General features: G+C 56.5%; 18 protein-coding genes. 8 read left to right on the plus strand and 10 right to left on the minus strand.

The window, feature by feature from the left end:
* Nucleotides 1-74: 74 nt before the first annotated feature.
* Nucleotides 75-2,048, minus strand: coding sequence for an acetate--CoA ligase (gene acs, locus SynA1560_RS08880; protein WP_186500200.1), 1,974 nt, complete (start codon nucleotides 2,046-2,048; stop codon nucleotides 75-77).
* A gap of 305 nt (nucleotides 2,049-2,353) precedes the next feature.
* On the opposite strand from acs, the gene SynA1560_RS08885 reads away from it, so the two are divergent.
* The gene (locus tag SynA1560_RS08885) at nucleotides 2,354-2,614 is read left to right on the plus strand and encodes a hypothetical protein (RefSeq protein ID WP_186468964.1); all 261 of its coding nucleotides are present in this window, start codon (nucleotides 2,354-2,356) and stop codon (nucleotides 2,612-2,614) included.
* 496 nt (nucleotides 2,615-3,110) lie between these two features.
* On the plus strand, nucleotides 3,111-3,821 hold the full coding sequence (locus tag SynA1560_RS08890) for an HAD family phosphatase (RefSeq protein ID WP_186468965.1): 711 nt from the start codon (nucleotides 3,111-3,113) through the stop codon (nucleotides 3,819-3,821).
* Here SynA1560_RS08890 and sds read toward each other — a convergent pair whose 3' ends face one another.
* The 5 genes from sds to SynA1560_RS08915 are packed head-to-tail and all read right to left on the minus strand — an operon-like array spanning nucleotide 3,822 to nucleotide 8,330.
* Entirely contained in the window at nucleotides 3,822-4,793 is a 972-nt protein-coding gene (gene sds / locus SynA1560_RS08895; RefSeq protein WP_186468966.1) for a solanesyl diphosphate synthase, read from the minus strand. It abuts the gene before it with no gap.
* Between the two features lie 40 nt (nucleotides 4,794-4,833).
* Entirely contained in the window at nucleotides 4,834-5,622 is a 789-nt protein-coding gene (murI, locus tag SynA1560_RS08900) for a glutamate racemase (RefSeq protein ID WP_186468967.1), read from the minus strand.
* Nucleotides 5,619-6,710, minus strand: a complete 1,092-nt coding sequence (locus SynA1560_RS08905; protein ID WP_186468968.1) for an N-acetylmuramoyl-L-alanine amidase — start codon at nucleotides 6,708-6,710, stop codon at nucleotides 5,619-5,621. The genes murI and SynA1560_RS08905 overlap by 4 nt, the downstream gene beginning before the upstream one ends.
* 5 nt (nucleotides 6,711-6,715) lie before the next feature.
* A complete protein-coding gene (locus SynA1560_RS08910; RefSeq protein WP_186500201.1) occupies nucleotides 6,716-7,537 on the minus strand; it encodes a carbon-nitrogen hydrolase family protein in 822 nt (273 codons plus the stop codon).
* Nucleotides 7,538-7,589: 52 nt separating this feature from the next.
* Complete coding sequence (locus tag SynA1560_RS08915; RefSeq protein ID WP_186471126.1) at nucleotides 7,590-8,330, minus strand: 2-phosphosulfolactate phosphatase family protein; 741 nt, start codon at nucleotides 8,328-8,330, stop codon at nucleotides 7,590-7,592.
* A gap of 64 nt (nucleotides 8,331-8,394) precedes the next feature.
* Here SynA1560_RS08915 and SynA1560_RS08920 point away from each other — a divergent pair, with 64 nt between their 5' ends.
* Nucleotides 8,395-9,954: a UbiD family decarboxylase gene (locus SynA1560_RS08920; protein ID WP_186500203.1), complete on the plus strand. Its 1,560-nt coding sequence runs from the start codon at nucleotides 8,395-8,397 to the stop codon at nucleotides 9,952-9,954.
* Here the strand turns inward: SynA1560_RS08920 and SynA1560_RS08925 are convergent.
* Nucleotides 9,929-10,930: an extracellular solute-binding protein gene (locus SynA1560_RS08925; RefSeq protein WP_186500211.1), complete on the minus strand. Its 1,002-nt coding sequence runs from the start codon at nucleotides 10,928-10,930 to the stop codon at nucleotides 9,929-9,931. The genes SynA1560_RS08920 and SynA1560_RS08925 overlap by 26 nt on opposite strands.
* A gap of 100 nt (nucleotides 10,931-11,030) precedes the next feature.
* Between SynA1560_RS08925 and SynA1560_RS08930 the strand changes: the two genes are divergently transcribed.
* Nucleotides 11,031-11,690, plus strand: coding sequence for a Fe2+-dependent dioxygenase (locus SynA1560_RS08930; protein ID WP_186500213.1), 660 nt, complete (start codon nucleotides 11,031-11,033; stop codon nucleotides 11,688-11,690).
* A gap of 57 nt (nucleotides 11,691-11,747) precedes the next feature.
* Nucleotides 11,748-11,987, plus strand: coding sequence for a hypothetical protein (locus SynA1560_RS08935; RefSeq protein ID WP_186500215.1), 240 nt, complete (start codon nucleotides 11,748-11,750; stop codon nucleotides 11,985-11,987).
* Between the two features lie 115 nt (nucleotides 11,988-12,102).
* Here SynA1560_RS08935 and SynA1560_RS08940 read toward each other — a convergent pair whose 3' ends face one another.
* Nucleotides 12,103-13,731, minus strand: coding sequence for an iron uptake porin (locus tag SynA1560_RS08940; RefSeq protein WP_186468974.1), 1,629 nt, complete (start codon nucleotides 13,729-13,731; stop codon nucleotides 12,103-12,105).
* A 270-nt stretch (nucleotides 13,732-14,001) separates the two neighbouring features.
* Nucleotides 14,002-15,729, minus strand: coding sequence for an iron uptake porin (locus SynA1560_RS08945; RefSeq protein ID WP_186500217.1), 1,728 nt, complete (start codon nucleotides 15,727-15,729; stop codon nucleotides 14,002-14,004).
* A 781-nt stretch (nucleotides 15,730-16,510) separates the two neighbouring features.
* Between SynA1560_RS08945 and aroA the strand changes: the two genes are divergently transcribed.
* The 3 genes from aroA (at nucleotide 16,511) to SynA1560_RS13705 (ending at nucleotide 20,568) form a co-directional block, all read left to right on the plus strand.
* A complete protein-coding gene (aroA, locus tag SynA1560_RS08950) occupies nucleotides 16,511-17,830 on the plus strand; it encodes a 3-phosphoshikimate 1-carboxyvinyltransferase (RefSeq protein WP_186468976.1) in 1,320 nt (439 codons plus the stop codon).
* A complete protein-coding gene (locus tag SynA1560_RS08955; RefSeq protein ID WP_186500219.1) occupies nucleotides 17,827-18,756 on the plus strand; it encodes a tRNA (5-methylaminomethyl-2-thiouridine)(34)-methyltransferase MnmD in 930 nt (309 codons plus the stop codon). Before aroA ends, SynA1560_RS08955 begins: the two co-directional genes overlap by 4 nt.
* Nucleotides 18,757-20,307: 1,551 nt before the next feature.
* Entirely contained in the window at nucleotides 20,308-20,568 is a 261-nt protein-coding gene (locus SynA1560_RS13705) for a hypothetical protein (RefSeq protein WP_186468978.1), read from the plus strand.
* Between the two features lie 223 nt (nucleotides 20,569-20,791).
* Here the strand turns inward: SynA1560_RS13705 and SynA1560_RS08960 are convergent, their stop codons facing one another.
* Nucleotides 20,792-21,556: an ion transporter gene (locus SynA1560_RS08960; protein ID WP_255476898.1), complete on the minus strand. Its 765-nt coding sequence runs from the start codon at nucleotides 21,554-21,556 to the stop codon at nucleotides 20,792-20,794.
* Nucleotides 21,557-21,661 lie beyond the last annotated feature (105 nt).

A 21,661-nucleotide genomic window follows, 5' to 3' on the forward strand; every position in this document is an offset into this window, starting at 1 on the left:
CTCAGGCATCGCAGAACCAACCGCTGAGTCACCACACCGTGCCATCCAGCGGCTGGTTCACTGATGCACTGTCGTTAAGCCCGAAGCCTGTCCAGCACGGAGCGATCCTCGAGGGTGCTGGTGTCGCCACTAACTTCCTCACCGGCCGCCAACGCGCGCAAGATTCGGCGCATGATTTTGCCGCTGCGTGTCTTGGGGAGAGCGTCACTGCAACGGATTTCGTCCGGCTTAGCAATCGGGCCAATCTCCGCACCCACATGGCCGCGCAGCTCAGCAATGAGGGCATCATCGGAATCACGACCCGACTCCAGCGTGACGAAAGCAACGATGCCCTCACCTTTGAGATCATCGGGACGACCCACGACAGCCGCCTCGGCAACGGCTGGGTGGCTCACCAAAGCCGATTCAATTTCCATCGTGCCGAGACGATGGCCAGACACGTTGATCACGTCGTCGACGCGACCCATCACCCAGAAGTAACCGTCTTGATCGCGACGAGCTCCATCACCGGCGAAGTAGAGGTGATTGCCATCCGCGGGGCGAATGTGCTCCCAGTAGCTCTCGCGGAAGCGTTGGGGATTGCCATGCACAGTGCGCATCATGCCCGGCCAGGGACGACGCACCACCAGGTATCCACCTTCATCGGCAGCGCAGCTGTTGCCCTCGGCATCCACCACATCCGCTTCGATGCCTGGCAACGGCAACGTTGCAGATCCCGGCTTGGTTGGGGTTGCACCCGGGAGCGGACTGATCATCACGCCACCGGTTTCGGTCTGCCACCAGGTGTCAATGATGGGGCAGCGACCACCCCCGATCACATCGCGATACCACATCCATGCTTCCGGGTTGATCGGCTCGCCCACCGTGCCCAGCAGCCGCAGAGTGCTCATATCGTGCTGATCCGGCACCTCACGACCGTTCTTCATGAAAGCCCGGATCGCCGTCGGAGCCGTGTAGAAAATTGTGATGCCGTGCTTCTGAATCAGCTCCCAGAACGCACCGGGCTTTGAAGGTCTTGGTGCACCCTCGTACATCACGGTGGTGGAACCATTCGACAAGGGTCCGTAAACGATGTAGCTGTGACCGGTGATCCAGCCCACATCAGCGGTGCACCAGTAGACGTCATCCTCACGGATGTCGAAGATCCACTGGAAGGTGAGATGGGCCCAGAGGTTGTAACCGGCCGTGCTGTGCACCACACCCTTGGGTTTACCGGTGGATCCCGATGTGTAGAGCACGAAGAGACGATCTTCACTGGACATCGGCTCGGCGGGGCAATTGCTGCTCTGCCCATCCACCAAGTCATGCCACCAAACGTCACGACCATCGACCATCTCAACAGGCTGTTTGGTGCGTTGCACCACCAGCACCGATTGAACAGAAGGACAAGCGCCATCTGCCAACGCCGCATCCACAGCTGGTTTCAGTGAAACCGACTTGTCCTTGCGGAAGCCCCCATCAGCAGTGATCACCGCCTTGGCTTCGCCATCAATCAAACGGTCTCTCAGGGCTTCGGCGGAGAAGCCTCCGAACACCACCGAGTGGGGAGCACCGATGCGGGCGCAGGCGAGCATGGCAATGGCCGCTTCGGGCACCATCGGCATGTAAAGCGCCACCAGATCGCCCTTGCCGATGCCCTTGGCCTTCAGGGCATTGGCGGCCTTGCAGACCTCGGCGTGCAGTTCGCGGTAAGTGAATTTGCGAACGTCACCGGGCTCCCCTTCCCAGATCAGCGCTGTCTTATCAGCGCGTTTCGTCTTGAGGTGCCGATCGAGACAATTGTGAGAAAGATTGGTGGTTCCGCCTTCGAACCAACGGGCAAAAGGCGCATCGGACCAGTCGAGAACGGTGTCAAAAGGCTGAAACCACTCCAACTCCCGCCGCGCTGCATCTCCCCAGAACGCATCTGGATCCTGTCGAGCAGCTTCCGCCAATGCCTTGTAAGCATCCATGCCACCGATGCGGGCGGAACGGGTGACGTCGATCGGAGGCGCGAAAACGCGTTGCTCATGAAGCACGCTTTCGATGGTGGATCCTTCGCTGCTCATCGGGGGTTGTCTAGTCGGGTTGAAGGCTGTGACTGATTGCCGCTGACATCAGATGTCAACAAGCATCGGCCGGTGCTTGACCGCTTTCGCTGGCCTTCCAAACAGCCGGTTACGGCGCGTCACTTCGGGAGTGCCCGTTTTCGCCTCAAACAAAAGATAGATGCCACGTCTCTTCAGCACAGAACCTTGATTGAAACCTTTTCGAAGAAGAATCTCTCCACCTGAGGTGAAAGCGAATCGAGGCGGCCATCACACCAATGCGACCGTTGATTCCACTAGGGTCTCGGCTCTGTCTCACAGGACTCATGCTGCAAGCCTTGTTTTCCTTGCTCTTTGCAGCGGTCATGTGGGTTCAAGTGCCGCAATGGCAAAACGACTGGTCTCAGTGCTCAGTGGAAGCGCCTGATGTGGATTGCCACTGGTACGTCGTTGCTCCTGACAACACCTTTGGCGAAGGGTTCAGCTGGGACCACGCACCCTGGTTCAGCGCGGAAGGACTTCAAGATGTCGCCAACTTGAAGAACACCATGAATGTCATTCACAGCAAGGCAACGTCTGAAACGTGAGGCGAAAGGCAGCATCACCATCAATTGATGGGAGCGTCCTCACTTCTCAGCGTCATCAATCAATTGGCGTTTTTGATGGAGCAGTTTGCGTAGCTTGTACAGATTCATTTCGTGCTCCCCACTACTCCAATGCTGGGGAAAGGCGACTCGAGCTTGAAGCTCCGAGATTTGATTGTTGAGTTCTCTCGTTGGGTCCTCAGACCGTGGATCTCTTACAGAGTGGACCATCGCAGGCCCTAATGCCAGCAAAGCATCCGTGACATCGCTTTGAAGATCTCGGCACCACGAAGATCTCGCGAAAGCCCCTGACCAGACCTTGCAGAGCTTCTCGAACCGTTGTTGAACACCGGTGAGAGATCCAGAATGAACCTTGTGCCCGGTGGGAAGGAGGTCGCTTGCCTAATCAGAAATCGTTTGAAGAGAATTTCGGCCAGCCGACCAGCTTCACCAGATCCGTGAAGGCCATTCACGTTTCGATCGGGTGCTGTAAGCAGAAATGCCCAATTTGAACCAACCCAGTGCAGTACCCCAAGCCTGTCTGTTCGATCTGGATGGGTTGCTGCTCGATACGGAGCCATTGCATGCGCGTGCCTGGTCTGAAGCAGCTGATCATTTCGGCACCCAACTGACTGCAGCACAACTGTTGAGCTTGCAAGGGCGCCGCAGACTCGACAATGCAAACCGGGTGTGTTCCTGGCTGAACGCCGATGTGACTCCGGATCAGCTGCTGATGGTGCGCCAACCCATTGCCGTGAAGTTGTTGCCCTTCGCGCCAGCCATCGACGGGGCAGAAGCCTTACTCAGCAGTGCGCAACGCTCCAACATCCCGATCGCCCTCGTCACAAGCAGCGACAAGCCATCGGTCATGAACAAGATCACCCACCACCCCTGGCTAGGGCCGTGGATCACCATGGTTTGCGGTGACGATCCCGAGCTCAAAGCAGGGAAACCGGAGGCCGATCCTTATCTCTTGGCTGCCAAACGGCTCAACGTTCAACCCGAGCACTGCTGGGCCTTTGAAGATTCTGAAGCAGGAACCCTGTCGGCACTTACAGCCGGCTGCATCGTTTGGAGACTGATCAACTCTGGAGGTCTCCAAGTCACCAACCAAGACTGGCCTCGAATTGTGAAAAATGATCGATTGACCCTGATTGGCAATCTCGATGAGGCTCGCCAGTGCCTCGAGAGGTTGATCAGCAGAAGCTAATTAGTACAAACGGCTGAGAACAAAATCAGGCAGTTCGATCAAAGCCGTTTTTGAAGCGGAATCTGGCAGCCAGGTCAACGCGTCCCGAGAGTCCTGTGCGAAGGTTTCAGCTAGCTGACGAGTGCGAGCAATCGCGTCGGACTGACGAACGAAGGCTAAAGCTTCTTCGAGATCGCCATCGTTGCTGAATTCTCGCTCGATTAACACGGCCATGGACGGATTTTGTTCCAGGGCATAGAGCGCAGGGGCCGTGAGGTAACCGCTTGAAAGATCACTCGCGGCAGGCTTACCGAGCTGCTGATCGTTGCCGGTGAAATCGAGAATGTCATCGACGACTTGAAAGGCAAGACCAAGTTGGCGTCCGTAGCGATACAACGATTCGAGCTGTAACTCAGTACAACCGCTCAAAACACCTGCTGCTCGGGCGCTGTTGGCCACGAGAGAGGCGGTTTTGCAGTAGCTCTTCTCGAGGTAAGTTTCAAACGTTTGCCCGGTGTCGTAGCGGAACAACCCTTGCTTCACCTCACCATCAGCCAGATCCATGATCACTCGGCTGAGTAGTTTGACGACATCCAGGTTGTCGAGATTGGCCAGATGCCAGCTGGCCTGAGCGAACAGAAAATCTCCAGCCAGAACAGCGACGCGATGGTTGAAGCGGCTATGGACGGTTTCAACACCCCGGCGTGTCGCGGCTTCGTCAACCACGTCATCGTGGACCAGCGAAGCCGTATGAATCATCTCCGTGATCTCGGCCAGCCTGCGGTGACGCGGCGTGAGTTGCTCGTCGGCCGCCAGTGCCCTTGAAATCAACAAAACGATGCCTGGACGGAGCTTTTTCCCTCCAGCACTGAAAAGGTGCTCCGCAGCAGCTTGAAGAATAGGGTGACCGGCGCCGATCAGGCTCCGAAGATCGCTGAGCAGGATCTCAAGATCCGCCTCAACCGGCTGCAACAACTCGGTGACGGTGGTCATGAATCCCCTCGGTGCGGAGATCTTAGAAGGCATTGACCTGTCACTGCAGATCCACCAGCTCGACCCTTGGCCGTTGCCCCAACCAGGGGGTGGCACGGTCTGCGAAGCCATCGGAATCAGCGGTCACGCAAATGCGTGTCTCTGTCAACGCCAGAGGCTGATCCAGTCCGCCGGGTATGGGCGTGCCCAACAACGCGTCCAACTGGCTAGCCACGCCGTGCGCCGGATCAATCAGACGAATGGACTCCGGCAGCAAATTCTTGAGTAACGGCACCAGCAACGGGTAATGGGTGCAGCCAAGAACAATGGATTGCACAGACGCCTCCAGCAGCGGCTGCAGGTAATGAACAGCCGCTTCGCGCAACGCATTGGAGCGCAGATCGCCTGACTCGATCAGCGGTACGAAATCCGGACAGGCCTGCTGCACCACCAGGGTTCCGGGATGGAGAGCCTCAATGCTTTCGCGGTACGCACCAGAAGCAACGGTGGCGGGCGTGGCCAGAACACCAACACGCGATTCACGCACCATCGCGGCAGCCGCACCGATCAGTCCCACCACCGGAACGCCAGCCTGTCCTTCTGTCACTTCCCTGGCCAGTGCATTGGTGGTGTTGCAAGCCATCACCACCGTGGACACGTTCTGCTGACGCAGCCAACCCACCACTTCGCTGGCGATGGCCCGGATCTCCGATGGCGAGCGACTGCCGTAGGGAACCCGCGCTGTATCACCGAGATAAATCACGGGCAAAGAACCATGTCGCTCCAGCACGCGGCGGAGCACAGTGAGCCCTCCCAGGCCGCTGTCGAACAGGCCAAGACGAATGCTCATCGCAGCCCCTGCAGGTACTCGAGAATGCCGGTGGCGATCGCTAAGGACAAACGGCGCCGGTGCGCTGGATCAGCCAAACGCGGAGAATCGATATTTCCGGTCACGAATCCGGTCTCCACCAGCGCGGAGGGCATGGTGGTGCGGCGGATCACAAAAAAGCGGCCCCTGCGAACACCTCGGTTCGGACTGCCAGGAGACACATTCAGCACCTGCTGCTGAATGTGTGCCGCCAAACGCGCAGAGCGCGGATCAGAGAAGTAGAAGGTCTCAATGCCGTTCACCTCTGGCCGCGACATGCTGATCGCATTGGCATGGATGCTCACAAAAGCAGTGGCACCAAGCCGATTAGCCAGGGCCACGCGCGGTGGTAAATCCACATCCACTTCAGCGGTTCGGGTCAAGGTGACCTGAACACCCTTGGCTTCCAGCAAGCGCGCCACTTGCAGGGAGATATCCAGAACGATCTCCGATTCGCGGATGCCTCGGATGCCCACAGCCCCCGGGTCGGGTCCACCATGACCCGGGTCGATCACCACCCGATAACGGCCACGAGGCACATCAGGAAGCCCTTCCGCATTCACAGGCGTCTGGGTGGGCTGGATGCGCACGCCTCCCCACTGACCGGAACTGACACCGTTCAGATCACCTTCGCCGATGGTGCGCAGCCCGCGGGTCGGCAGGCCTTCAAACATCAACTTCCAACGATCAGGCGACGTGCCGATCAGCCGAAGCTGACCCGGATCGAGCTGCACCCCAGGCTGGAACTCCACCACCAGCCGCGTCGCTCCCGGGTTGGGTTTGCCCAGACGGACCTCACGGACAGGTCCGGAACCGCGCAGGCTGCGAGGTCGGCTGAGCTCCCCTGGAAAATCGATCCAGACCCTGGGACCCCGGCCCGCTTCACCCGCTTCAAAAAAGGCATCCAAGCGTGCACCAGTGGCTGTTCTCAGCTGCAACACTCCATCGCTACCCAAAGACCAGGCTGCGAGGGCGCTAGCAGCACGAGCTGGCAGTGACCACAAAAGGCTTGTGGACTGCACGGCAGCAGCGATCAGCAGAGCACTGAAACGACGGGGAAGCCGAGGCATCAGGGTCAGAACAAGGCGGTTCTGCGGTGCTGCAGACAGGGCATTTGCGTGCGAATGCGCTGAAGATGATCAAGATCCACCGGGGCAATGGCCGCACCGGCACTGACTCCGGCATCGGCCAGAACCGTGCCCCACGGGTCAATCACCATGGCGTGACCATGGCTCTGACGGCGGCCGGCATGGGTACCGGTCTGAGCGGGAGCCAGCACGTAGGCCGTGTTCTCAATCGCGCGGGCCTGCAACAGCACCTGCCAGTGATCCTTGCCCGTGAAGGCCGTGAAGGCGGCGGGAATCATCAGCAACTCAGCTCCTGCTCCGATCAGGTGTCGGTAGAGCTCAGGGAAGCGCACGTCGTAGCAAATGGACACCCCCACCCTGCACAGTCCTGGCACATCCACCACGGGTGGCAGTTCTGCACCGGAACTGAAGCCAGCCGACTCCCGGTAGGAACTGCCGTCGGGCAGATCGACGTCGAACAAATGGATTTTGTCGTAACTGGACAGGATCTGACCATCACGACCCACCAGTTGTGCGCGCTGAAAGGTGTGCGCACCGTCTCCGACGGGAACAGGGAAACCTCCGCCAAGGATCACCAGCTGGTACCGGCGCGCCATGGTCACGAGAAAGCGCGATGCCTGTTCAGCAAGAGCCGGAGCAATCTCCAACCGCCGCGCGTCGTCACCAATGAACGCAAAGTTTTCGGGCAAGCCGATCAGCTCAGCGCCGCGTCGTGCCGCCAGATCGATCTGTTCCTCGGCAGCGGCGAAGTTGCGCTCGGGATCGGAGCTGCTGGTGAGTTGCACGGCCGCGGCCAGGAAATCACGCACAGAGGTCAGAGATCAGTCGATGAAACTGTATTGCTGATCAACCAACCCGTCGTCAGGCGCGAATAGCTCGTAAGACACCTGGCTCCACCTGCGTTGGCACCACTGACAACTGATCCAAGCCTGCACAACAGCGGAAATCAGCATCGTGATTGCCCAGACCGATCAAGCGCTGACCATGGGATGCCGTGCGCAAACATCCTTCAGGGTCATGCTCCCACTGCCTCCACAGCGCCAGTGCAGCCTGGAGTTCATCGTTCGCGACAACGGCACCGGCCTCCTCCAGCAATGCGGCCAGGGCACCTGCGGCCAGAGAATCTTCTAAGGAATACGTGCCTTCCCAACCACTGCCCAAAATGAGGATTTGCTCAGGTCGCTCCTGGAGCAGTCGCTCCGCGACGGCACGTCGATTGGGGAGCGCCACGGTGAGCAGGCATGACACCCCCCGGACACGTTGCAGAGCCCGCGTCCCATTGGTGGTGCTCATGAACAGTCGCTTGCCCGACACCACCTCGGGAGTCACCGCCACCGGTGAGTTACCCAGGTCGAAGCCGGCAATTTTGCTGCCACCACGTTCACCCAGCAAAAGACGACGCTCGGCGGGCCAGGCGTCGGCCTCGGCGCGCAATTGGTCGAGATCGGCAAACGCCTGCACGGCCTCAGCACCGTTGTGAAGGGCCCAAGCAATGGTGGTCGTGGCCCGCAGCACATCAATTACCACTGCGGCATCAGGCCCATCAGCGGTCCCGACGGTCTCAGGCACATCCGAAGCCACATGGAAATAGGAAACCTGCACGGCCACGGTCACGATCAGCGTGCGTCACAGTACCGAGATCACGGCCCCCTGAGGTGTCTTCCTGATGGCTCTGTTCAGCCCCGGCCCGGGCACCCGGGATCTGCGCGCCTTCATCCAGTTGCTGGAGGAGCGGGGACAGCTCAGACGAATCACCGCCCCCGTTGACCCCGATCTCGAACTGGCCGCCATTGCGGATCGAGTGCTGGCCAGCGGTGGTCCGGGTCTGGTGTTCGAAAACGTGATCGGTTCCTCCATGCCGGTGGCCGTGAACCTGCTGGGCACCGTGGAACGCGTGGTGTGGAGCATGGGCCTAGAGCGCCCAGAGCAACTCGAGGAACTGGGAGAAAGGCTGGCCTTGCTTCAGCAACCCAGGCCACCGAAAGGTTTGGGTGAGACCAAGCAGTTCGCCCGGGTTTTCTGGGATTTAGTGAAAGCCAGACCTGACCTCGATCTGCTTCCTCCCTGCAGACAGCAGGTCTTTGAAGGGGATGCGGTGGACTTGAACAACATCCCCCTCATCAGGCCTTGGCCCGGCGATGCCGGGGGTGTCATCACCCTGGGACTTGTCATTACCAAAGATCCCGAAACTGGTGTTCCGAACGTCGGTGTGTATCGACTGCAGAAGCAATCGTTGAACACGATGACCGTGCACTGGCTGAGCGTGCGTGGCGGTGCTCGCCACTTACGCAAAGCGGCGGCCATGGGCAAAAAACTGGAGGTGGCTGTTGCTATCGGCGTTCACCCCTTGCTGGTGATGGCCGCCGCCACCCCCATCCCAGTGCAACTGAGTGAATGGCTGTTCGCAGGGATTTATGCCGGCGAGGGCGTGCGGCTGAGTCGCTGCAAAACGCTCGACCTCAAAGTGCCCAGCCACAGCGAAGTGGTGCTGGAAGGAACCATCACTCCTGGAGAAGTGCTCCCCGATGGCCCCTTCGGCGATCACATGGGGTTCTACGGCGGCGTCGAGGATTCGCCTTTGGTGCGCTTTCACTGCATGACGCAGCGGCGCGATCCGATGTTTCTGACCACGTTCAGCGGTCGTCCACCCAAAGAAGAGGCGATGCTGGCGATCGCCCTGAACAGGATCTACACACCGATTCTTCGGCAGCAGATTCCGGAGATCAAAGACTTCTTCCTCCCGATGGAGGCGCTGAGCTACAAGCTCGCCGTGATCTCCATCGAAAAGGCCTATCCAGGTCAGGCCAAACGCGCCGCGATGGCGTTTTGGAGTGCCTTGCCACAGTTCACGTACACCAAATTCGTGGTGGTGGTCGACAGCCACATCAACGTTCGAGACCCACGCCAGGTGGTGTGGGCCATTGCTGCCCAGGTGGACCCCCAACGCGATCTCTTCACCCTCGAGAACACGCCCTTCGACACCCTGGATTTCGCCAGCGAACAGCTCGGGCTTGGCGGCCGACTAGCGATCGATGCCACCACCAAGATCGGGCCGGAGAAGAATCATGAGTGGGGCGAACCGCTGAGCCGGCCTGATCAGCTCGAACAAAAGGTGACGGATCGCCTGGAAGAACTCGGGTTAAGTGACATCAGCAACCAGGAGCCGAATCCAGAGTTATTCGGCTACCTCCTGGATCAGCTCATTTCCAACCGGCCTGTGCCATGAGCCGAATCGCCAATGGATTGAACGCACTCAGCTCAGAGACGGTGACCTGATCCGGCGTGAACTTGGTCATGCCCCTCAGATAAGCCGACGATCCAACGCCACGAAGAGGAAATTCATAGGTCGGCCCAGCAAGACCAACATTGCCGTTGGGCGATGCCAGAAATTCAATCAGCTCAATCGCTTCCGGTTTGTTCTTCGCGTAACGCGAAACGGCAGCCGCACTAATGTTTACATGGGCAGGATTGGGCATCACGATCGACACCTGGCGAGCCAGCTGCTGATCTTTTCCACCATTCACTCCCGACAACATGCGGGCCAAGTAGTAGTGATTCACAACGCCCACACCACATTTGCCTTGCGCAACAGCACGAATCAGGCCGATATCACCGGTGAAATAGGGCTGCGTGACATTCGCCGTCACCCCGTTCAACCAAGCTTTGGTTGATGCCTCACCCTTCAGTGCCAGCTGGTCAGCCACCAAGGACTGGTTGTAGACATTTTTGCGATTTCTGAGGCACAATTTGCCCTTCAAATCCGGAGATGCCAGCTGCGCATAGGTCTGCACCTCGGCGGGATTCACCACCTGAGGATTGACAACAATCGCCCGAACCCTGCGAGTGAGGCCGAACCAGCGATTGCCAGGATCTCGATAGCGGGACGGAACCTCGGATTTGAGTGTGCTTGAGACAATCGGCTGGAACAAGCCAGCTTTCGCTGCGTTGTTGATGCGTGCGGCATCCACAAGGATGATCACATCGGCCTTCGTATTGGAACCTTCGCGTTTGAGACGTTCAACAAGTGAGATCCCCGATGCTTCAATCAAGCGCACCTTGATGCCTGTTAATTCCGTGAAAGCCTTATAAGACTGCCGGTCCGTATTGTAGTGGCGCCCTGAATAAACACGAACTTCCCGCGCATGAACCGAAAGCGGCATGAAGGCGAACGACGCAAGCAGGGAGGCAGCGAGAAACTTCATAAATCACAAAAGCCCACCTGATGCTGTTCGCACGACAACCATGCGTCGCGTGCAACCGATACGAGCCAATTGATCATTTGATACCGATGCTTGCTCTTTTATGAACCACCTCAAACTTCCACTGCTTTCAAAAGAGCAATGCGAATCCATGATCAGCCTGCTCAAACAAGCCCAATGGATCGATGGCCGAAGCACTGCTGGTGCACAAGCAAGCACGGGCAAGATCAACGAACAAGTTGAACAGACATCCCCTGAACGCATCGACATTCAAACCATCGTTCAAACAGCGATGTGGAACCAACCAGCGATTAAAAGCTTCTGCTTGCCAAGAAAACTGCATCGTTTTCAGATCAGCAAAACAAGCAAAGGCGGTGGCTATGAAAGCCATGTAGACAATGCCTACATGAGCAGTGGGAGGAGTGATCTCTCCTTCACTGTCTGCCTTTCCGATACCAACAGCTACGCAGGGGGGAGCCTAGAAGTCGACAGCATTAGCGACTCCATTGAGCTGACATTGCAGCAGGGTGAGATCGTGATTTACCCCAGCACCACATTGCATCGTGTGAAGACAGTGACTAGTGGTGAAAGAATTGTCTGCGTTGGCTGGATCGAGAGTTACGTCAAAAGCGAGATCGACCGCATCACTTTGTTTCAACTTGATAGTGGTGCACGAGGATTACTCGCGAAGCACGGGCGTAGCGACGAACTGGATCAGGTTTTTCTCGCGTATACAAATTTACTGAGATCGCTAGGAACCTAAAACGCGTGTGCCTTTTACCCTAAAATCAGAAGAATATCTTCGAACCAATTGTCTGCCATGAAGCGCTCCACAACCCTTTCGATTTTTCTAGCGGGTGCCGCAGCACTCAGCAGTGTCGCCACGATGCCTGCAAGTCTCGCTGACACCGAGAGTCCGAGTGGTGGCCTCACTGAATGGAGCACTGATCAGGATCTCGATGCAGAAGCAGTGAAGGATGCTGATGCGCAACGGGCAGCCGATAAGGCGGCGGAAGAGGACATTTGTATCCCGATCGGCGAAGGAGAGAACTGCTGGTGATTCAATGAATCCGATTAATCATCAAAAAGGGGGGGGGCAGTCACCTCCTTTTTTTTTGATCAAAAAAAAGCCCCCTTGTTGAGGGGGCCACACCACATCGGAAATGACGTTCCGATCAGAATTTGAAAGAGGTCTTGACCAAATAACCAAAGGTGCCAAAAGATTCAGCACCCGTACCACCGTAGGTATCATTGGTTCCAGTCAGTTCACCGAATGGACGAGAAACATAGAAGGCGGCCGGAGTGACTGAAATGTTGTCTGTCACCTGGAACTGATAGAAGAGCTCCAAGGCGTAGTTGCCGTCATCAGGAGTGCCGCTATCGCGAGCCGTTTCAAACTGAGGCTGGCCAATGGCAAAGCCCAACAGGTTGCCCTTAATGAAGGCATCCTTCCAACCAAGACCCACCATCCAATCTTGCGATGTTTGCTTCGGGGAGATCTCAAATTCGGTCAGATCGTAGTCGTTGCTGTTGAACGACGTCAGGCCCCAACCGGCACTGATGCTGGGAATCCAGCCGGACTCCTGAGGCTGCCACCAGGCACGCAGGGCAAGAGCGTTGGCATCTTTGAAACCGCGAGAGAAGGAGGAGTCACCGCCTCCAACAACGGTGGTCGAAGCACCGAGAGGGGTTCCGTAGCCAACCGTTGCACCGTTTTGTATGTAGGCATAGGCCGCAGAGATCGACCATTGAGGTCCGCCATAAGCCACCTGCGCCAAGAACTTACTCCTGGAGTTGTCGGTGCCAATGCCACCCTTTTGTGGGTCGGAGTCTTTGCCAGCTTTGGCGGTGTAGTTCAGAGAAATACTGAACTTGGGATCGAAAGGATTGACCCTGCTGTTGGGCCTCCAGACGACACCAGCACCTGGAGCTGTGGAAGCGCCATAAACGCCGTAATAACCACCAAGCTTGAACTGCTTAAGAATCTGGCGATACACACTCGGAGCAGCACCAAGCATGTAGTAGTTCTCGATCAGAGGACCGACAAAAACTTGCAGGTCATCTCCCACTGGAAATTGATACCAAAGCTTGTCGACTTTGACGGTATTGCCAGTTTCCTTGGCCACATCCAGCTGAGTCTGGTTGCCGGTGTATCCCTTACCGGAGAAGGCACCCTTACCGAAATTACCGGCGCGCAAACGGGTGTAGAGGAGGTCCTTTCCGGTGAAGCTGGTGTTGAGATTCAGCGTGGTGCGGTAATTAAACGTGAACGCATCCTGACCCTGATAAGCAGGACCTTCGCCCAGGTCGTAATCCTCGCCGGTGTAGCTGACACCACCCATCACGAAGTCCACCTTGCCCTTCAGCTTCGTGGTGGTGGAGAACTGGGTGGCTTCCAGTTCGCCCACGCGGGCTTCCAGACCGTCAACACGACCCTTGAGGATGACGAGCTCCTTCTCGAACTCCTTCATGAGGCGCTTCACCTCGTCGGTCACTTCAGTGACGCGGTCGAGACATGCATTCAGCAGGGCGGCCGCTTCGAAGCGGGTCATCGCACGGTTGCCGCGGTAAGAACCGTCGGGGTAGCCAGCGACGCAGCCGTAACGCTCGATCAGGTTGCTCAGGGCCTGGTAAGCCCAGTCCGTCGGATAGACGTCAGAAAACTGGTTGATGCTGGTGACCTGCTCGCCAGTAGAGGCGTAGTCGGCGACACCAGCAACGTTGACCTCGGTCGCACCGGCAGCCATGGGAGCCAGGAGGCCCAGAGCGGCGGGAGCAACCAGGAGTTGCTTGAAAAATTTCAATGGAACCCTCACACCAAAACAAGAGGAGAAAGGCTTTTGCCTTGAAGGAATTAAAGGAAGCCCGGCTGTCCCGCAATGAACAAGACGATGCCAAGCCTTGTATCAAATGAACCCCAGCCACCAACATCAGGCACTGCAACTCCGCATTCACCTGCAACCTGGGCGCCGCGGGCAGCAGCACTGACTTCACACACCAAGTATCAGCATTGATCGGAAGGCAAAAAAAAGCCCCCACACTGTGGGGGCATCTGAACAACGTTTGAAGCAGGATCAGAACTTAAAGGTGGTCTGAACTAGAGCACCGAAAACATTGAACTGACCGTCGTAGTTGCCACCATCCTTCACCAGATTGCTGGTGTACTGACCCATGGGACGGGACAGATAAAACACAGCTGGCGTGACAGCAATATTGTCTGTCACCTGGAAGTTGTAGTACCACTCAAAGACGTAATTACCGTCAAAAGGAGTACCGCCATCTTCAAGGCTGGTTGCGAAGGTGGGCTGACCAACGGCAAAGCCCATGTCATTGCCCTTCAGGAACACATCGTCCCACTTGAGGCCAACCATCCAGCTCTGAGTATCAACAGGTGAGCCATCAACCAGGTTGTCGGCATTCACAGTGTTGTAGGCCCAGCCCAACGAAACGGAAGGAATTAAGCCAGCCTCCTCAGGCTGCCAGTAAGCATTCAGAGCGAAGCTATTGGTGCTGCTGGCTTGGCGATCGAAGATGGCATCACCATCAGCGTCGAAGTTGCCGGTGTTGAAGGTGCAGTCGTTGTTCCACTTGTTGTTCTTGGAGAACTCCGTGCCTCGACGCAAGCCGTTGCCGCTATCGCACTGACCGTAGCGGTAGCCAAGAGCAAGACCCCACTGAGGGCCGCCGTACGCCAGCTGGGCCAGCAAGCTGGCTTCCGAGTTATCGGTCATAAATCCACCCTTGTTGGGATTGGAGATATTTCCGTTCTTATCGTCGGCGACGTAGTTGACACTGACACTGAAGCCGGCATCACCCTTCTCAACATCCTGCTTCCAGTAGGCACCGATCAGCTGACCCGTCTCTTTGTTGTAAACACCGCTGGTGCCCATCAGAGCGGTCCAATCCAGAATCTTGGCACCACCCTTGTTGTAAACCGAAGGCCACATGGCCAGAGACTCGGTGTTACGAGCAACGGCACCGGCGATCACAGTGAACTCGTCACCAATTGGAAACTTGTAGAACAAGCGGTCGACGATCACATTGTTGCTGGCGTTGTCGTCAACAACACTCGAATCAGTCGCAACGTCGAGAGCAGCCAGGTTCACGCCAGAACCAGAGAAAGCGTTCCGGCCTTTTCTGAAGTTGCCAGCTCGCAGTCGCGCGCGCAGCCTGTCACTGCCAGAGAAGCTGGTGTCTAACACCAGACGCTGGTCGTAGTTGAAGCTGATTGCGCCGAATTCGGCGTTGTAAGCATCAGCACCGCCACTGCCTCTCCTGTTGAAGTTGGCGTCCGTGCTGTCGCCGCCCGCTGTGGTTCCACCGATCACGAAGGTGGTCTTGCCCTTCAGCTTCGTGGTGGTGGAGAACTGGGTGGCTTCCAGTTCGCCCACGCGGGCTTCCAGACCATCAACACGACCCTTGAGGATGACAAGCTCCCTCTCGAACTCTTTCATCAAACGCTTCACCTCGTCGGTCACTTCAGTGACGCGGTCGAGACATGCATTCAGCAGGGCGGCCGCTTCAAAGCGGGTCATGGCACGGGCGCCGCGGTAGGTGCCGTTGGGGTAGCCAGCGACGCAGCCGTAACGCTCAATCAGGTTGCTGAGGGCCTGATAAGCCCAGTCCGTCGGATAGACGTCTGAAAACTGGTTGATGCTGGTGACCTGCTCGAGGCTGCTGTCAGAGGCGCTGGTGGCGTAGTCAGCCATACCAGCGACGTTGACTTCGGTCGCACCGGCAGCCGTGGGAGCCAAAAGGCCCAGGGCGGCGGGAGCAACCAGAAGTTGCTTGAAAAGTTTCATGGAAGCCCTCACACCGAGAGAAGAGGAAGAGGTTTTGACCTCCGGCATATTCAAGCGGCTAGGCCTGCTCAAATGCCACCAAAAACAGAGGCGCGCCGAGAGTAAACCAGCCAAAATTGCATCCGACAACACCATTTTTTGCCCAAGAAGCCGCGTCAACACTTGATCGAATCACCACCTTAAAGATCAAAAGTGTCAGATTAAAAAGTGGACCCAAATTCAACTAAATGGTGACAGAAAAGGGGGCTTGAGATGCAATTTACTGTTCCTTAAAGTCTTCATTACCTCACTTCATCCATCCTTAACCCTCAAAGCATGGAACACGCTCGAGATCCACGCAGGGTCGGCAGATTGGTTGCCAGGCCTGACGGCACGACAACTTGCAGCCGCAACGACACCAGGTGAGATTCCCACAAGGTTTCTGTCCATTCCACATCAATATCCGATCTGTCAAGTTGCCAAGGCCAGGCCATCACGCGATACGACTGGCGGCTGTTGAGCAACGAATCGATTTCAACGTTGCATTGATGCAGGCTGATTCAATCAGAGCCAAGCTGGGCAATGCCTTCCTAAGACAAACGAGAGAATGGCGAGACCAGGACCATGAACAATCGGATCATGGTTCACCAGCAGAAATCACGACAACATCAAGGTCTTCAGATGAAAGATCGGCTGGAGTTCAATGCACTCAATGGAATGCAATCTGCTTGGAGGTTGACCATCCCTCGAGAAGGAGGTCGCAGGTGAATGAATAGACTCGTCCCACATCTATCGAGACACTGTGCCGGGAACCACTGAAGAGGCCCGTCCACTCCAATCTGGTGGCTCCCTCAGCGGTCACGTCAGAGTTCCTGGGGATAAATCCATTTCACACCGTGCGCTGTTGTTCGGTGCCATCGCTGAAGGACAAACCACGATCGAGGGTTTGTTGCCCGCGGAAGACCCGATCAGCACAGCGGCTTGCCTAAGAGCGATGGGGGTGACCATCAGCCCGATCAACGATCGAGAAACCATCACCGTGCAGGGGGTTGGACTGGATGGGCTCCAGGAGCCATCTGAGGTGCTCGACTGCGGAAATTCCGGCACCACTATGCGCCTGATGCTGGGTTTGCTGGCGGGCCGGGATGGCCGCCATTTCGTCCTGAGTGGCGATGCCTCCCTGCGACGGCGTCCAATGCAACGGGTCGGCCAACCACTTTCGATGCTCGGAGCCGAAGTGCGAGGTCGCGGAGGCGGAAACTTCGCCCCACTAGCGGTGGCTGGTCGCAAGCTGAGAGGGGCCATCGTCGGCACCCCCGTGGCCAGTGCGCAGGTGAAGTCAGCCCTCTTGCTAGCGGCACTGACCGCAGACGGTTCCACCACTGTGATCGAACCGGCCCATTCCAGGGACCACAGCGAAAGGATGCTGAAAGCCTTCGGAGCTGACCTCCAAGTGGGGGGTGAAATGGGGCGTCACATCACCGTTCGACCTGGCGCAACTCTGACGGGTCAGCACGTTGTGGTGCCGGGTGACATCAGCTCAGCCGCCTTCTGGCTGGTGGCAGGTGCTTTGGTGCCAGGGGCCGATCTGACGGTGGAAAACGTGGGTTTGAATCCCACCCGCACCGGTGTTCTCGAGGTGCTTCAGCAGATGGGAGCCCGGATTGAAGTGCTTAATCAGCGTGACGTCGCGGGAGAACCTGTGGGCGATCTCAGGGTCACGCATGGCCCCCTCAAGCCCTTCGCATTTGGCGAGGAGATCATGCCCCGCCTGGTGGATGAAGTGCCGATCCTGAGCGTTGCAGCGTGCTTCTGTGACGGCGAAAGTCGCATCACAGGCGCCTCCGAACTGCGGGTCAAGGAAACAGACCGACTGGCTGTGATGGCGCGACAGCTGAAAGCGATGGGTGCCGACATTGATGAACATGACGACGGCCTCACCATCCGAGGTGGCCGGCCGCTGCGTGGGGCATCTCTTGACAGCGAAACCGATCACCGCGTGGCCATGAGTCTGGCGGTGGCCGCATTGATGGCAGAAGGTAATTCAACCCTGATGCGTAGTGATGCCGCAGCCGTGAGTTACCCCACGTTTTGGGATGACCTCAACAGGCTGCACCATTGAGCCATCCGCTTGGTGAGCTCAGCGCACTGCAGACAGCCGACGGCAGCCTGAGTCTTCATAGCGAGCGGTTTGACGAAGCCTTTCACAGCTCCATTGGTGCACTCGCTGAAGCCAAAGCGAAATTTGTCCGACCTGCCCAACTGGAACGGTTTTGCAGAAAGAGCGTCTTGCGGGTTCTCGATGTGTGTGTCGGGCTCGGCTACAACAGCGCCGCGATGATGAACGCACTGCCGAAGCAGAGTGCACCAACGCTCCAATGGTGGGGGCTCGAACTGGATCCTCGCCCACTCTCTTTGGCCTTGATGCACGATACGTATCGCGCGCTCTGGTCACCAGACGTGCTGATGCGACTCGAGCAGCTCAACCAAACCAACAGTTGGAGCGAAGAACAATCAGAAGGAACCCTGCTCTGGGGCGATGCCCGCAGCACCCTGCAGAAACTCCCTGAGCACTGGCAGGCGGACTTAATCCTGATGGACGCGTTTTCACCCGGGCGCTGTCCGGAACTTTGGAGTGAAGAGTTTCTCGGCGCACTTGCCAAGCGACTGGCCGTCGGTGGACGACTGTTGACGTATTCCCGATCAGCAGCCATTCGGGGGAGCTTGCGTCGCGCTGGACTGAACTTGCGCTCCCTCCAACCAGCCCCTGGTCAACGGTTGGAATGGAGTTCCGGAACTTTGGCCGCAAAACCGGGTGGATCAGAGCCTCTTGCCGACGCAGGTCCCGGTTGGAAGCCGCTGTGCACGATGGAGGAAGAACATCTGAATACCCGAGCAGCGGTGCCTTATCGAGACCCCAACGGTCACGATGATGCGCAGCAGATTCGAATCAGGCGCGAACAAGAGCAACAAGCTTGCAAGAAAGAAAGCACCAGCCGCTGGCAGAGACGATGGCGACACCGAACTGCAGGAATCGAAAGCAGCTGAATAGACCAAAGCAAGGAAAAGGATGAGCCAGAACATCAGAAGCTCAGACAATCAAAAAGGCCACAAAGACCTGCGGTGATCCTTGAGACAACCAATTCACCCGCAGTCCGTAGCTATCAGCTATCAGTGAGTAATGATCAAATCCAGTCGTTTAAACATGATTACCATGATCCATCAAATGGTCGAATCACTCATCGATAAAAACAGTGCCCAGTGGGAATGACAGGCACACTCACCCCACAAGCGAAGAATCAGAGGGGTCATCGAGGGTTAGATGTGCAGGGGACAATTAATGGCCCAATGTTGATCATTGAGCTTACATTCACCAACAATGAAATCATAATCTGCAAGCACCCCATCGTTCGATCCTTGTAGTCTACAATTGTTCAATCTGAATCTCAGGCACAGCGGCTCTGAGAGTGAGACCGGTTTAGAAAAAACGCCGCCAAAAGTGATTGCTACAGATCGGAATTCAACCACCGAAGCAATACTGACGATCAGCAAGCCGGTCTAGACCTCATCAACCTAAAACAACGAGGGCACCACTCACAACGTGAAACCTCAGACAGCAACTGTTGCATCAACAGCCAGCCGACAGAATAGAAAGAGAATGTAAAGAGCCTGGCCTTCGTCCACGAACGCCCAAAACGGTCGATAGGGTCATGGAAAAGCGTTTGGGTTGATACATCTCCCTGCGCGTGTCAATTCAATCAGTCAAATGAGTAGAAGAGGTATCCACCCATTGCTGATGGGTCTTGAGTCCTCAAAGCCCCAGGCAGGTTCTGGCAAAACAGACCAACCACAACGCAACGAAGCCAAAGATTCCGGTCTTGAGTCTGCACAGCGGAGGAGATTTCTCCGCTCTGAATCCGAAAAGATCATCGATCAAGACAGACAAGCAGGCTGAGGCCGGGTGAACTCCCCAAGGGAAGCATCTTTCGCTCAGACGGTGTGGCTGGATCACTTTCTTAAAAGCATGCCGCTCTGATGCTGGGCTTACCCCCTCAGAGCGATACGCGTACGGCCATCGCGTCGGGGGCGCTCAGGCAAAACGACGGTCCAACGCAGCTGATCCAAGACCACTGACTGTCTGGTTCATGCTCGAACAGTCTCAACGCCGATCTGAGTTGATTCCTGGATGTCCACGCAGAGGTCAGTCACACCAATCGACTCTTGACTCGCACCCTCCTCGGTGCCCTCGCAGGACACGACCCAGTCCCTAGCGCGAATGGCCCCAGGGCGCCTCGAACCGAAAGCTTCGAGCTTTGCAACGGATCCCAATGTGGTGGGTTGAACGCTGCACTAACGAGCAAAATCCTTGGGATGGTGAAACTCAGAACCAAGACGTTTGTACTGGGCTGGGTGGAAGTGAGGGGTGGAAGGCTGATCGAGAGGTTCTGTGGAGCCCCAATTGCCAACCAAGAGGCCTGACAATTGCTGCGGAATGAATACAGTGAATAGACAAGGTCTTTCCAATGGAAGACAGTGCTGAATACGTCTCGACGCAAGGACAGAGCAGTGAAAGTTAAAACCATAGCGATCGCTAGCAGCATGTCAGCCATGTCGATCGCTATGCCGCTTAAAAGCCATGCAGCAACCTACGATTTTTGGTACGCCTATCTCAGTGGTGGATTAGCGGCTATTTGCGACCTACACATGAATGGTGTGATCTCCTCCAGTATGGTGAGGGAATTCAATAAAAACTTTCTAGCTGGGAGTGGCGAGAATTACCCTGCAGCAGCCTCAAGAGATGCAGTCAATGTCATTAGGGAGCAAGAGGACTTCAAAGACTGCCCGATACGTGTCTATTGAACGCCCGAACTGCAAAAACGATTGACTGGTTCCATCTGGCGACGGGCGGCAGGCAAGCAGTTTGTATCCACAACATGTGACGCAAGGAGAGAAGTCAGCGCATCTCCGACGAGCAGCAACACAACAGTTCTCAAAGCCATGAATCCTGAACGATCTATTGCGTTGGAAGGCACTCTCTCTAAAAACAGTTTGGGGTAGCTCTTGATGTTGCGTCAGTCAGCATTCATGCTTCGTCGTTGAAAGTCTCAGAGCCAAGGGATTCCGTAAAACCTGCGGAGATGATTCCAATTGGAATTGCGATCACGGCAATTCCGCAAATCGCTGTCAACGATGCGATGATTTTCCCAAATGCAGTCACTGGATACGTATCTCCATATCCAACGGTGGTCACAGTGATTACCGACCACCAGAGACAGCGTGGAATAGAGCCAAACTGCTCAGGCTGGATGCTTCCTTCTGCGAAGAACATCAAAATACTGCTGATGGTCATGACAATGCCTGAATAAATAGCGGAGATGAGCAATGCTTCTTTCTTTGCAGCAATCGCTTGATTGAAGTACTGAATACTCTGACGAAAACGTTTTGAACGACCCACACGGCCAATTCTGACCAACCGAACGATCCTTAGCAAATAAAGTTCAGGAGTAATAAAACCGAGGATCGTTGGAGCGATGGCGATCAGATCAAGGATCGCTAGAGGCGTCATCGCGAAGTCGCAAGCACCACGAATCCCTCTCCTCGCGCCCTTCTTCAAGGGTGCAACCCACATTCTGGCGAGATATTCAATCAGAAAAATAACGGCAACTGCAATATCAAGGTTGACGAGTAGACCCCCCTGTGAGGATCGAACCACTGGCTCAGTCGCAATGATCGCCAAAACGATCGAGAATGCAATCAGCAGACCAAGCACCTTGACAGTTCCTGTTGCACTGCGCTTGTCATCTTCGGCATACAACGCTCGGAAAAGTTTCTCTCGAAAGGCGTTCACGACCAACCGACATTGTCTGCAGTCATCTTGTCGACGCGGATCGCGGGATGCCAGCACCCATCCAGGCTTCGCCTCCAGCAAGATGGATCTTTCCTGACACAAACG

Source organism: Synechococcus sp. A15-60 (assembly GCF_014280095.1).
GTDB lineage: Bacteria > Cyanobacteriota > Cyanobacteriia > PCC-6307 > Cyanobiaceae > Synechococcus_C.